At 57.3% G+C, this 13,559-nt stretch carries 13 protein-coding genes, 1 tRNA gene and 1 pseudogene; 7 read left to right on the top strand and 8 right to left on the bottom strand.

What is annotated here, in order from left to right:
• Positions 1-135 precede the first annotated feature (135 nt).
• Entirely contained in the window at positions 136-909 is a 774-nt protein-coding gene (gene cysE / locus ACA063_RS05115; protein ID WP_497665022.1) for a serine O-acetyltransferase, read from the bottom strand.
• A gap of 2 nt (positions 910-911) precedes the next feature.
• The gene (gene trmJ, locus ACA063_RS05110) at positions 912-1,682 is read right to left on the bottom strand and encodes a tRNA (cytosine(32)/uridine(32)-2'-O)-methyltransferase TrmJ (RefSeq protein WP_162438245.1); all 771 of its coding nucleotides are present in this window, start codon (positions 1,680-1,682) and stop codon (positions 912-914) included.
• A gap of 146 nt (positions 1,683-1,828) precedes the next feature.
• Here trmJ and suhB point away from each other — a divergent pair, with 146 nt between their 5' ends.
• Positions 1,829-2,647, top strand: a complete 819-nt coding sequence (gene suhB, locus ACA063_RS05105; protein ID WP_162438244.1) for a type III secretion system regulator SuhB — start codon at positions 1,829-1,831, stop codon at positions 2,645-2,647.
• 328 nt (positions 2,648-2,975) lie between these two features.
• Here the strand turns inward: suhB and ACA063_RS05100 are convergent, their stop codons facing one another.
• The 6 genes from ACA063_RS05100 to queA form a co-directional block, all read right to left on the bottom strand.
• Positions 2,976-3,524, bottom strand: coding sequence for a glycine zipper 2TM domain-containing protein (locus tag ACA063_RS05100; RefSeq protein ID WP_497665021.1), 549 nt, complete (start codon positions 3,522-3,524; stop codon positions 2,976-2,978).
• A gap of 119 nt (positions 3,525-3,643) precedes the next feature.
• A complete protein-coding gene (gene secF, locus ACA063_RS05095) occupies positions 3,644-4,558 on the bottom strand; it encodes a protein translocase subunit SecF (protein ID WP_497665020.1) in 915 nt (304 codons plus the stop codon).
• A gap of 9 nt (positions 4,559-4,567) precedes the next feature.
• Complete coding sequence (secD, locus tag ACA063_RS05090; protein WP_497665019.1) at positions 4,568-6,436, bottom strand: protein translocase subunit SecD; 1,869 nt, start codon at positions 6,434-6,436, stop codon at positions 4,568-4,570.
• Positions 6,437-6,499: 63 nt separating this feature from the next.
• A complete protein-coding gene (gene yajC, locus ACA063_RS05085; protein WP_007916913.1) occupies positions 6,500-6,838 on the bottom strand; it encodes a preprotein translocase subunit YajC in 339 nt (112 codons plus the stop codon).
• 43 nt (positions 6,839-6,881) lie between these two features.
• Positions 6,882-7,997: a tRNA guanosine(34) transglycosylase Tgt gene (gene tgt, locus ACA063_RS05080; protein WP_162438289.1), complete on the bottom strand. Its 1,116-nt coding sequence runs from the start codon at positions 7,995-7,997 to the stop codon at positions 6,882-6,884.
• Positions 7,998-8,002: 5 nt separating this feature from the next.
• A complete protein-coding gene (gene queA, locus ACA063_RS05075; RefSeq protein ID WP_194691279.1) occupies positions 8,003-9,067 on the bottom strand; it encodes a tRNA preQ1(34) S-adenosylmethionine ribosyltransferase-isomerase QueA in 1,065 nt (354 codons plus the stop codon).
• A 107-nt stretch (positions 9,068-9,174) separates the two neighbouring features.
• On the opposite strand from queA, the gene ACA063_RS05070 reads away from it, so the two are divergent.
• From ACA063_RS05070 to ACA063_RS05045, 6 genes and pseudogenes are all read left to right on the top strand, one after another.
• Positions 9,175-9,259, top strand: a tRNA-Leu gene (locus ACA063_RS05070).
• Between the two features lie 166 nt (positions 9,260-9,425).
• A complete protein-coding gene (locus tag ACA063_RS05065) occupies positions 9,426-10,667 on the top strand; it encodes a tyrosine-type recombinase/integrase (protein WP_150580197.1) in 1,242 nt (413 codons plus the stop codon).
• 213 nt (positions 10,668-10,880) lie between these two features.
• Complete coding sequence (locus ACA063_RS05060) at positions 10,881-11,468, top strand: hypothetical protein (RefSeq protein WP_150580196.1); 588 nt, start codon at positions 10,881-10,883, stop codon at positions 11,466-11,468.
• A 198-nt stretch (positions 11,469-11,666) separates the two neighbouring features.
• Positions 11,667-11,843 (top strand): annotated as a pseudogene (locus ACA063_RS05055) (helix-turn-helix transcriptional regulator); the annotation flags it as partial.
• Between the two features lie 91 nt (positions 11,844-11,934).
• Positions 11,935-12,327, top strand: a complete 393-nt coding sequence (locus ACA063_RS05050; protein ID WP_497665018.1) for a virulence-associated protein E — start codon at positions 11,935-11,937, stop codon at positions 12,325-12,327.
• Positions 12,324-13,559, top strand: coding sequence for an AAA family ATPase (locus tag ACA063_RS05045; protein WP_497665017.1), 1,236 nt, complete (start codon positions 12,324-12,326; stop codon positions 13,557-13,559). The genes ACA063_RS05050 and ACA063_RS05045 overlap by 4 nt, the downstream gene beginning before the upstream one ends.

Below are 13,559 nucleotides of genomic sequence, written 5' to 3'. Positions count from 1 at the left end.
GGCCTAATGGCACACCGGCTGGCGCACCGCAGCTTCCTGAATACGACCCCTGTAGGAGCTGCCGAAGGCTGCGATCTTTTGATTTTGCTATTCAAGATCAAAAGATCGCAGCCTTCGGCAGCTCCTACATAGGTGTCAGCCTGCCTGCTGATCCTTGTCCTTCACACACGCGAAATCTTCTTCACGCAGCTCGGGCAGATCTTTCGCACAGTAATTACTGCCCAGATCCTTCAACGCCCCGCACATCCCCTCCAGACGCCCATCAACTGCCTGCAAGTGATCAAGCAACTGATTGATGGCCCGCGCCACCGGATCCGGCATGTCTTCGCCAACGCCATAGGCATCAAAACCGATCTTTTCGGCCATGGCCTTGCGCTTGGCATCCTGCTCTTCATCGGACTTGACGATGATCCGCCCCGGAATACCGACAACAGTCGCTCCAGCCGGCACAGCTTTGGTCACCACCGCGTTCGAGCCCACCTTGGCACCCGCACCCACAGTGAAAGGCCCGAGGACCTTGGCGCCTGCCCCGACCACAACACCATCTTCCAGTGTCGGGTGACGCTTGCCCTTGTTCCAGCTGGTGCCCCCCAGGGTTACGCCCTGATAAAGCGTGACATCGTTGCCGATCTCGGCAGTTTCACCGATGACAATGCCCATGCCATGGTCAATAAAGAAACGACGCCCGACCTTCGCCCCCGGATGGATCTCGATTCCGGTCAACCAGCGACCGAAGTTCGACACCAGGCGCGCCAACCACTTCCAGCCCATCCCCCACAGCGCCGATGACAGGCGGTGGATCCAGATAGCGTGCATGCCGGGATAGCAGGTCAGGACTTCAAATGCGTTACGCGCCGCCGGATCACGATGGAAAACACTCTGGATATCTTCACGCAAACGCTCGAACATCATTAATCCTTCCGCTTTAGAAGCTCACCACGGGCCGCTTTCTGGGTTTCCGTGAGGATGCCACGCAATATATTCATTTCCGCCCGGCTGACCGAGCTTCGTCCGTACAACCGGCGCAGGCGCGCCATCAAGTGCCGCGGTTTTTCCGGATCGAGGAATTCGATGGCCACCAGGGTCTGCTCCAGGTGCTCATAGAATCGCTCCAGCTCATCCATGGTCGCCAGCTCAGCGCTTTTGACGGAGGCCACTTCTTCCTTCTCGACCTTGCTCGGCTGACCTTGGGCCGCGAGCCAGGACATGCGCACTTCATAGCTCAACACTTGCACCGCTGCCCCGAGGTTCAGCGAACTGAACTCAGGGTCTGATGGGATGTGCACGTGATAATGACATCGCTGCAGCTCTTCATTGGTCAGGCCGGAATCTTCACGACCGAACACCAAGGCAATTTCAGCACCCTGCCCGGCTTCCTCGACCACTTTCACACCGCACTCACGGGGATCGAGCAACGGCCAGGGGATACGCCGGTCGCGAGCACTGGTACCCAGTACCAGATTGCAGCCGACCAAGGCATCTTCCAGGGTGGCGACGACTTGCGCGTTTTCAAGGATGTCACCGGCGCCGGAGGCCCGGGCATCAGCCTCGTGGTGCGGGAATAACCGCGGTTCGACCAGCACCAGCCGCGTCAGGCCCATGTTCTTCATGGCACGCGCAGCCCCGCCGATATTCCCGGGATGGCTGGTATTGACCAGGACGACACGAATGTTTTGCAACAAGGGAGGCGCTCTCGAACACAATAAAGGGGAGCCGAATCTTACAGCGAGACCTACCGTTAAGCTACGAAAGCGAACGTCGTCCTTCACCTGAAGAAACTTTCTGATAGAATGCCCGGCTTTCTTTAACAACCTTAGGTGACACATCCATGCAGCCCATGCTGAATATCGCGCTGCGCGCCGCCCGCAGCGCCAGTGAATTGATCTTCCGCTCCATCGAGCGCCTGGATACCATCAAGGTCGACGAAAAAGACGCCAAGGATTATGTATCCGAGGTGGATCGCGCCGCCGAACAGAAAATCATCGACGCACTGCGCAAGGCCTATCCGAATCACTCGATTCGCGGTGAAGAAACCGGCATGCACGCCGGTAGCGGAATCGAAGGCGAAGAGTACCTGTGGATCATCGATCCTCTGGACGGCACCACCAACTTCCTGCGCGGCATTCCTCACTTTGCAGTCAGCATTGCCTGCAAATATCGCGGCCGCCTGGAACACGCCGTTGTTCTGGACCCGGTTCGCCAGGAAGAATTCACTGCCAGCCGTGGCCGTGGCGCCCAGTTGAACGGTCGTCGTCTGCGCGTCAGCGGTCGCACCAGCCTTGACGGCGCCCTGCTGGGTACCGGCTTCCCGTTCCGTGACGACCAGATGGACAACCTCGACAACTACCTGGGCATGTTCCGCGCCCTGGTTGGCCAGACCGCCGGCATCCGCCGCGCCGGCTCGGCAAGCCTGGACCTGGCTTACGTAGCGGCCGGTCGTTTCGACGCATTCTGGGAATCGGGCCTGTCCGAGTGGGACATGGCTGCAGGCGCCCTGCTGATTCAGGAAGCCGGCGGTTTGGTGAGCGACTTCACCGGCGGTCACGACTTCCTTGAAAAAGGTCACATCGTTGCCGGCAACACCAAATGCTTCAAGGCAGTACTGACGGCGATCCAGCCGCACCTGCCGGCCTCGCTGAAACGCTAAGCAAGCGCCCATAGAAAAGCACCCTTCGGGGTGCTTTTTTTATGCCTTCACTTCCGGAATGACTCAACACCTGTAGGAGCTGTCGAGTGAAACGAGGCTGCGATCTTTTGATCTTTTCTCTATAACAAGCTCAAAAGATCGCAGCCTCGTTTCACTCGACAGCTCCTACAATGGGTTGAGGTTCTACCCCAATTCGGTGGTGCATCGGGAGTTAGGGTGAAATAGGTGCAAGACTATTTCAGGACTAGGCATTGTGGTGATTCCTGAAAAGCGTTCACAAAAAAAGCACCCCGCAGGGTGCTTCTTTTTGAATCTGAATTTCAGCTATTTACTGACCCGGCTCATTCTGCGACAAAATCAACTTACCTTCCTTATCGACCGGAATCTGGTTGCCCGGATCACGGTCCATCCGCACTTTGCCTTCCTTGCCATCCAGCGAATAACGAACGTCATAACCGACAACTTTGTCGCTGATGTCATTCACTGTATTACAGCGAGTCTGGGTCGTGGTGTAGGTATCGCGATTCTGCATACCCTCCTGGACCTTGTTACCGGCGTAACCACCGCCGACCGCGCCTGCAACCGTAGCAATCTTCTTGCCGGTGCCGCCGCCGATCTGGTTACCCAACAGACCGCCAGCCAATGCACCGACCACGGTACCGGCGATCTGATGTTGATCTTTTACCGGCGCTTGCCGGGTTACAGCGACATCCTTGCACACTTCACGTGGCGTTTTGATTTGTGTCTTGACCGGTTCAACGGCTAGCACTTGCGCATACTCAGGGCCGCTTTTAACCAGGCTGTAGGTGGCAACAGCACCCCCGGCAGTTACACCGACAGCACCCAATACCGCACCAACCAGCAACGACTTGTTCACATGAACCTCCTGACCATCACATGCGGGACAATGCCCGCGCTTCTCCCAGCCTTGGAGCATAAAAAAAGGCGCGAGTTCAACTCGCGCCTTTTTTGGCAGACCACTGGAAGCGATTACCGTTATGGACGGTCGTCGACTTCCTTCTCGGTTGCCGCAGGAGGAATCAGATCCTCGCTGCTCAGGTTCAGCCAGATCAGCACCACGTTCGCGATGTAGATCGACGAGTAGGTACCCGCCAGAACACCGATAAACAGGGCGATGGAGAAGCCGAACAGGTTGTCACCACCGAAGAACAGCAGTGCCGCGATCGCCAGCAAGGTGGAGATCGACGTCGCCATGGTCCGCAGCAAGGTTTGCGTGGTCGAGATGTTGATGTTCTCGATCAGGTTGGCCTTGCGCAGCACGCGGAAGTTCTCTCGAACCCGGTCAAATACCACGATAGTGTCGTTGAGCGAGTAACCGATGATCGCCAGTACCGCCGCCAGCACCGTCAGATCGAAGGTGATCTGGAAGAACGACAGAATACCGATGGTCACGATCACGTCGTGGATCAAGGATACGATGGCGCCGACCGCGAACTTCCACTGAAAGCGGAAAGCCAGGTAAATCAGGATGCCACCCAGCGCCATCAGCATGCCGAGGCCGCCCTGGTCGCGCAGCTCTTCACCGACCTGAGGGCCGACGAACTCGACGCGCTTGACCGTCGCCGGGTTGTCACCGCCGACCTTCAGCAGCGCTTCTGCCACCTGGTGACCCAATTGAGGGTCCTCACCTGGCATACGCACCAGCAGATCAGTCGTCGCACCGAAGCTCTGCACGATTGCCTCGTGATAGCCCGAGGTGACCAGCTGTTCACGCACCTTGGTGACATCGGCCGGACGCTCGTAAGTCAGCTCGATGAGCGTACCGCCGGTGAAGTCCAGACCCCAGTTCATGCCCTTGGTGGCGACACTGAACAACGCCAGTACAGTAAGAAACAATGTGACGCCGAACGCGAAGTTGCGAACGCCCATGAAGTTGATTGTACGTAACATGGCAGCCCCTTAAATCCACAACTTCTTGAAGTCACGACCGCCGAAGATCAGGTTGACCATCGCGCGGGTCACCATGATGGCCGTGAACATCGAGGTAAAGATCCCGAGGGACATGGTCACTGCGAAGCCTTTGACCGGGCCGGTGCCCATCGCAAAGAGAATCCCGCCGACCAGCAACGTGGTCAGGTTGGCGTCGAGAATCGCAGTAAACGCCCGGCCGAAGCCTTCGTTGATTGCCCGCTGTACCGTCATGCCCGCCGCGATCTCTTCACGTATCCGCGAGAAGATCAGTACGTTGGCGTCGACCGCCATACCCATGGTCAACACGATACCGGCGATACCCGGCAGGGTCAGTGTGGCACCCAGTAGCGACATCAGGGCCAGCAGCAGCACCATGTTCACGCCCAGTGCGACGGTGGCGATGATGCCGAAGAAGCGGTAGATGGCGATGATGAACAGCGAGACGAACAGCATGCCCCACAGCGATGCATCGATACCTTTGGTGATGTTGTCCGCACCCAGGCTCGGGCCAATGGTGCGCTCCTCAGCGAAGTACATCGGTGCCGCCAGACCACCGGCACGCAACAGCAGCGCCAGTTCGGACGATTCGCCCTGGCCGTTCAGGCCAGTGATGCGGAATTGAGCACCCAGCGGCGACTGAATGGTCGCCAGGCTGATGATCCGCTTCTCTTCTTTGAACGTCTGGACCGGCACGTCTTTCTCGACGCCGTTAACCATTTGCTTGGTGTAGGTGGTAACCGGACGCTGCTCGATGAAGATCACCGCCATGCTGCGACCGACGTTGCTGCGCGTCGCGCGGCTCATCAGCTCGCCACCGTGACCATCCAGACGGATGTTCACTTCTGGCGTGCCCTGCTCGCCGAAGCCAGCCTTGGCGTCAGTCACCTGGTCACCGGTGATGATCAGGCCACGCTCGATCTGTGCTGGCGGACGATTGCCTTCACGGAACTCGAAGCTTTCGGAGGTCGCTTTCGAAGCACCCGGCTCTGCAGCCAGACGGAACTCAAGGTTGGCCGTCTTGCCGAGGATACGTTTGGCTTCTGCAGTGTCCTGCACGCCTGGCAGCTCAACCACGATGCGGTTGGCGCCCTGACGCTGAACGATCGGTTCGGCAACACCCAGCTCGTTGACGCGGTTACGTACCGTGGTCAAGTTCTGCTTGATGGAGTATTCGCGGATTTCCGCCAGCTTGGCTGGGGTCATCGCCAGACGCAGTACCGCCTGACCATTGAGGTCGGCCGGAACAATGTCGAAATCGTTGAAGTTCTTGCGGATCAGCGCACGGGCCTGTTCACGGGAAGCTTCATCACTGAAACCCAGCTGAATGGCACCGTTGAGTTGCGGCAGGCTGCGATAGCGCAGCTTCTCTTTACGCAGAAGGCTCTTGACGTCGCCTTCGTAGACTTTCAGGCGTGCGTCGAGGGCTTTGTCCATGTCCACTTCGAGCAGGAAGTGCACACCACCGGACAAGTCCAGACCCAGCTTCATCGGGTGCGCGCCCAGGCTGCGCAGCCATTGTGGAGTGGTTTGTGCCAGGTTCAGTGCAACGACGTAGTCATCACCCAATGCCTTGCGCACGACGTCTTTGGCAGGTAGCTGATCTTCAGCCTTGGTCAGACGAATCAGACCACCCTTGCCATTGGCAGCCAGCGTGGCAGCCTTGACGTTGATCCCGGATTCCTTGAGCGCAGCGCTCACACGGTCCAGATCAGCCTGATTGACCTGCAGCGCAGTGCTTGCACCGCTGACCTGAATGGCCGGGTCATCAGGATATAGATTGGGAGCGGAATAAATCAGACCGACCGCCAGCACCGCCAGGATCAGAATGTATTTCCACAGAGGGTATTTGTTCAGCATCACGCCGCCCGCTTATGACGCGGGGCGCCTTGCGCGCCCCGTCGATTGAGTAGAAGTTGAAACTTAGATCGCTTTCAGCGTGCCTTTTGGCAGCGTGGCGGCAATGGCGCCTTTCTGGAACTTCATTTCGACGGTGTCGGAAACTTCCAGAACCACGAAATCGTCAGCCACTTTAGTGATCTTGCCGGCGATACCACCGGTGGTCACAACTTCGTCGCCTTTCTGCAGGCTGCTCAGCAGGTTCTTCTGCTCTTTGGCGCGCTTGGCCTGTGGACGCCAGATCATCAGGTAGAAGATGACCAGGAAGCCGACCAGGAAAATCCACTCAAAGCCGCCGCCCATTGGGCCGGCAGCGGCCGGTGCAGCAGCGTCAGCCATGGCATTAGAGATAAAAAAGCTCATTTAGCACTCCAGTTGCAAATGTTGAATCTTGGGGTCAGAAAACTCAGTCCAAAGGCGGAACGGGTAGCCCGCGTTTGGCGTAGAAGGCATCGACAAAGGCGGCCAATGTACCCTGTTGAATAGCCTCGCGCAAACCAGCCATAAGCACTTGATAATGACGCAAGTTATGGATGGTATTGAGCATGCTCCCCAGCATTTCGCCGCACTTGTCCAGGTGATGCAGATAAGCGCGGGAGAAGTTCTGGCAGGTATAGCAATCGCAGGTCGGATCCAGTGGCGAATCATCATGGCGATGGAACGCATTCCGGATCTTCAGCACGCCTGTATCAATGAACAGATGCCCATTGCGGGCATTACGGGTTGGCATCACGCAATCGAACATGTCCACACCGCGGCGCACACCCTCCACGAGATCTTCAGGTTTGCCAACGCCCATAAGGTAACGAGGTTTGTCAGCCGGCATCAGGCCCGGCAGGTAATCCAGCACCTTGATCATTTCATGCTTGGGCTCGCCCACCGACAGACCGCCGATGGCCAGGCCGTCGAAGCCGATCTTGTCGAGGCCTTCCAGGGAGCGCATGCGCAGATCCTGGTGCATGCCGCCCTGAACGATGCCAAACAGCGCCGCCGTATTGTCGCCGTGCGCGTTTTTCGAGCGCTGTGCCCAGCGCAACGACAGCTCCATGGAAATGCGCGCCACGTCCTCGTCAGCCGGGTAAGGCGTGCATTCGTCGAAAATCATCACGATGTCCGAGCCCAGGTCGCGCTGAACCTGCATCGACTCTTCCGGGCCCATGAACACCTTGGCGCCATCAACCGGAGAGGCGAAGGTCACGCCCTCCTCCTTGATCTTGCGCATCGCGCCCAGGCTGAACACCTGGAAACCACCGGAGTCGGTCAGGATCGGGCCTTTCCACTGCATGAAGTCATGCAGGTCGCCGTGCTTCTTGATCACTTCAGTGCCAGGACGCAGCCACAGGTGGAACGTGTTGCCCAGAATGATTTCCGCGCCAGTGGCGGTGATATCACGCGGCAGCATGCCCTTGACCGTGCCATACGTGCCCACCGGCATGAAAGCCGGGGTCTCGACGGTACCGCGCGGGAAGGTCAAACGACCGCGACGAGCCTTGCCGTCGGTGGCCAGCAGTTCAAACGACATACGACTCATACAGTTTCCTCAGGGCCCGATTCTTTAGGGGCAGTCGGCGCAGGATTACGGGTGATAAACATCGCATCACCGTAGCTGAAAAAGCGGTAACCATGCTCCACCGCTGCTTTATAGGCAGCCATGGCTTCGGGATAACCGGCGAATGCCGAAACCAGCATCAACAGCGTGGATTCAGGCAAATGGAAGTTGGTGACCAAGGCATCGACCACATGAAACGGTCGGCCAGGGTAAATAAAAATATCGGTGTCGCCACTGAACGGCTTGAGCACGCCATCACGCGCGGCACTCTCCAGGGAACGCACACTGGTGGTCCCCACCGCCACCACGCGACCACCGCGAGCGCGGCACGCAGCCACCGCATCCACCACATCCTGGCCGACTTCCAGCCATTCAGTGTGCATGTGGTGATCTTCAAGCTTCTCGACGCGCACCGGCTGGAACGTGCCCGCACCCACGTGCAAGGTCACAAACGCGGTCTCGACGCCCTTGGCGGCAATCGCCTCCATCAGCGGCTGATCGAAATGCAGCCCTGCCGTCGGCGCCGCCACCGCGCCCAGGCGCTCGGCGTACACCGTCTGATAACGCTCGCGGTCCGAGCCTTCATCCGGGCGGTCTATATAAGGAGGCAGCGGCATGTGCCCGACGCGATCGAGCAGCGGCAACACCTCCTCAGTGAAGCCCAGCTCGAACAACGCATCGTGACGCGCCAGCATCTCGGCTTCGCCACCGCCATCAATCAGGATCTTCGACCCAGGCTTGGGCGACTTGCTGGAACGCACATGGGCCAGCACGCGATGACTGTCCAGCACCCGCTCCACCAGAATTTCCAGCTTGCCGCCGGACGCTTTCTGGCCAAACAGCCGTGCCGGAATCACCCGGGTATTGTTGAACACCATCAAATCGCCCGGGCGCAAATGCTCGAGCAAATCAGTGAATTGACGGTGTGCCAGGGCGCCGCTGACCCCATCAAGGGTCAACAGGCGACTGTTGCGACGCTCGGCCAAAGGGTGGCGAGCAATCAGCGAATCAGGGAGTTCGAAAGTAAAGTCAGCAACGCGCATGATGGGGTTCGTCTAGCAGGGGCCGGAAGTCTAGCCGAAATAGTGAAAATTCTCTATGTACATGATTGACCAACGGTAATCTCATCTCTATACTTCGCCGCCATTGAGCCCTGATGGCGGAATTGGTAGACGCGGCGGATTCAAAATCCGTTTTCGCAAGAAGTGGGAGTTCGAGTCTCCCTCGGGGCACCAACCATATGTTTCTAGCTGTCTCAGACAGTTCACGAAACAGCACACGAAGCCCGCCTAGTGCGGGCTTTGTTGTTTCTGACTGTATCTCCCTATCTCACCTTATCTCTTCCCTCCGTGTATCCCACCTTGTATCCTCAGAAAAAGCCCTAACTCTGGGATACAGATCATGAAGCGTTCCGATATCAAGCGCCGCCCGTTGGCTGATACCGTACTGAGCAGTCTTGAGCCAGACACACAGGAATATCGAGAACTACATGAGCGCGGGCTTTACTTTCGGGTGAAGCCGAATGGCGGCAAATCGTGGCAGCTCCGATACAAGAACGCGGCAAGTAAATGGGCGTGGATGGGGTTAGGCAGTTATCCCGAAGTGAGCGCTAAGCGCGCTGGCGAGGAAGCGGACAAGCTGAGGAAACTAATCAGCGACGGTATTGACCCACAGGAACAAAAGCTCGCCACCAAGGCTGCCACTGTAGCTGCCAAAACCCGGACATTCCGCGTAGCGGCGGATGGCTGGCTTAAGGCCAAAGTCGATAAAGGGCTGGCCGACTCCACCCTGAGTAAGATCCGCACCTATCTGGAGAAGGACATACTCCCTGCTCTGGGTGACATGCAGTTGGACGAAATCACCCGCACCGACTGCGCCGCCCTGCAAGCCTCACTCGAAGCGCGCAACGCTCATAACGTTGCCGAGAAGTGTCGCACTTGGATAAATCAGATATTTGGACGGGCCATTGGCCTAGGGCTGACGGAGAACGATCCGGCCAGCAGGCTGCGCGATATTGCTGCACCCGCCCCCAAGACTCAGCAACACCCGCACTTACTGGAGCCCGAACTGCCAGAGTTCATCCGGGCATTGAAATCTACAACTAGCCGCCTGCCTGCCAAGACCGCTGCATGGCTTTGCATCTGGACAGCATCCCGGCCCGGAATGGTGCGGCTGGCGGAGTGGGCGGAAGTAAACTTTGATGTCGCCACTTGGACGACACCCGCCGCCAAGATGAAGATGCGCCGGGATCATGTGGTCCCCCTGCCCAGCCAGGCGATCGATGCCCTACGCGAACTGCACAGGGTGACAGGCCGTAGCCGCTGGCTGTTCCCCGGCGTCGGACCGAAAAACCCGACAATCAGTGAAAACACAATCAACAAAGTATTCGCCGGGATTGGGTACAAAGGTCGATTGGTCGGACATGGCACCCGCCACACTGCCAGCACCCTATTGCGCGAAAACGGCTGGCAAAAAGATCACATTGAGGCGCAACTGGCACACAAGGAGGAGGGCATCTCCGGCATCTACAACAAGGCCCAGTACCTTGAGCAACGCACGACCATGATGCAGTGGTACGCCGACCACTTGGACACGCTAGCCGCCGGCAACGTGGTGCAAGGCCAGTTCAACAAAAAAGCATAGTGCGTTGATTGCCGACCTTCCCTATGGCCCATAGACAGATATAGACTACATACAACGCTGCTTGGATATACCGCATCCAATCAGTCGACCTCCGGCATTGCTCTGAGAACGTAGGAATAGTGCAATTCGGCGGCCCTTTGGGAGGGGGCGAAGTGTGGGTACTCGCGAGCACTTTCAGCCGAAATTAATGCGTTGCCGCTGGAAGCGATGAGATTGAAAGACGAATACATACCGCCAACATATAGGTCAGTCAAAGAGAGCCATGATTTAGCCGCAGAACGATTTGAGGAAATCAAAAAAAATAACGAACGCATCCAAATTGAGGATCTAGCGCTTTTCGCAGCGAGTATGACCGAGCACCTGTCTGGGGAGGATCGAGAAAAGACCGCTGAGATGCTTGGTCGTTCCTTGGTGAACTTGACCTTGCTGCTGGAGAAGCACCCGGAAAGTGAAGAATTGATCATGGGGAGCGCTACAGCAATAATTTTGGTAGGGGTCCGCGCCGTTGAAGATTTGATCTTCAGGTCTAGTGAATCCGAGTTCAAGAAAGCGCGTCCATTCTTGGAAGCCAATAGGAAGAAATCGATTATTGTTGAACGCGCCAAAACCATCGCAAGTCAAATATGGCAAGCCGACACCGGGCAGGAGTATCGAGTAACGGACATGGCCAAACTGGTCATGGATATTTTGAAGCGAGAGGGAACTGCGGATCTTCCAGCCATAGGACGCGTGGCGGACTGGATCAAACCAATAGCACCGCACTACGCCCGTTTAGCAGGTCGCCGCCGTAAAACCCCTTAACCGTATCGGATAACCCCTTTTACGTGCCGGATATCCCCATATCCGGCACGTTGAGGGGATTTTTTTAGCCCGTTTAAGTCATCAGTCTGCTCCCGTCTCAATCAATGGCGGGAAACAGATATGCACAACACCCAACCCCTCAAAGCAGCAAGCCGCGCGGCCAGCCTTCCGTTCGACTCCGGCACCACCATCATCCGGATGCCCGATCTGGCAGCCATTACCGGCCTTGCTCGGCCGACCATCTACAAACGTCTCAAAGACGACCCCACGTTTCCTCGCCCCGTTCAACTGAGCGACAGTAAGTCCCGTGGCGCACCCGTGGGTTTCGTTCTGTCTGAAGTCCAGGAATGGGTACGCAAACGCATTGAAATGCGTGAGGTAGTCGAAGTGAAGAAGGCTGCCAGCACCAATAAGTCCGCATGTAACTCCCTGCAGCGCTTCGACTTCATCTCCGAGGAGTAATTGAATGAAGCCTGCAGACAAACTTTTGCCACTCCTCGACAAAGTTCGCCAAGTGAAATCGGGTAAGTGGACGGCTCGCTGCCCGGCACATGATGACAAGACTCCCAGCCTGCATATCACAGAGGTCGAGGACGGGAAGCTGTTGGTGAAGTGCTGGGTCGGCTGTTCGGTGACCGAGATCCTCGCCTCCGTCGAGCTGGAGTTGCGCGACCTGTTCCCTGATTGCGGCAGCAAGCCACGTCGACTGGGTCCGAGCAGAGCTGCCATCGAGCGTGAGCATATGGTCCACCTCATTGGCCAATCCCTAATCGCCCAAGGTGCAGAACTGTCTGAAGAGGATCGCCATCGCTTCGAGCTGGCGCGTGATCGCTTGGCAGGCTTGGAGTTGAAAGCATGAGTGCGAAAATAAAAGATCCCTACCACAACCAGTGGGCAACACAGCGCCAGCAGCAGATCAGCACTCCCAACTTCCGTTTTGTAGCGGCCTGCCATATGCCAATCAAGCCTGTTGCCTGGCTGGTTAAAAGCTATATCGAGGAAGACGCACTCACGGTGATGTACGGCCCTCCCGGTAAGGGGAAATCGTTCGTTGCTTTGGACTTGTCTTGCTGTATTGCTAGCGGCATGCCATTCCACGGCCATTTGGTGAAACCGGGAGTTGTAATTTACATCGCAGGGGAAGGTCACAACGGTATCGCTCGGCGCCTTCACGCATGGGCGCAGCATAACGACACTGCCTTGCCGGAACTGCTGTTCGTATCAGAGGCCCCTACGGATCTGTCCAGCGAAAAAAATGCTGCAAAAGTGGCAGAAGCGGTTAAGCAGATTGCCGAAGCTACTGGTGAATCCCCGGTGCTGATTGTGATCGATACCATGGCCCGTAATTTCGGAGGCGACGAAAACAGCGCAACTGACGTGGGGCATTTCATCCGCAACGTTGACGCACTGCGTCGGCACTGGAAGGCCACTGTCTTGATCGTCCACCACAGCGGCAAGGATGGCGAGCGAGGCGCACGCGGATCGTCGGCACTGAAAGGTGCTGCAGATGCTGAATTCGAAGTGAGCCGCAGCAACGAAGACAACCTGGTTCGACTGATCCCGCGCAAGATGAAGGATGCAGAAGAGCCGTCCTCACTTGCCTTCGAACTGGTCGGAGTATCAGTGCGCGACGACAGTGGCAGCCTGATCAGCGGTGCCGCGCTGCGTCTGACTGGGTACACAGCACCAGCAGCGCCAGTGTTGGCAAAGTTGGGTAAGCAGCAAAAGGCTGCGCTGGAAACGCTCGAGCAGATGCACGCGGAGATCGCCCAACGGTTGAATAGCCAGGGCCGGGAGGATCACCCGGTACTCATCACACTTGACGCATGGAAAGCGAAGTGTGAAGAAGCCGAAATTTCTCGCCAGCGGTTTCACGATGTCAAAAACACGCTGACTGATCGTCAGCAAATCCGAATCGACGGTGCACATGTATTTCTTGTCCGTCCTGTCCTGCAGTCCTTAATGGAACCGGACCGGACGGACAGTCTGAAGATCGTTAATACCGGACAAACCGGACGGGAAGCGGACGAAAACCGGACACAGAACGGACAGCATGCCAAGTCGCCTGCAGTCGACTTTGAGGAGTTTTGA

Source organism: Pseudomonas sp. LBUM1643 (assembly GCF_059716215.1).
Note: the sequence above shows the minus strand (reverse complement) of the source record. Positions and strands in the feature narration are given on the sequence as shown.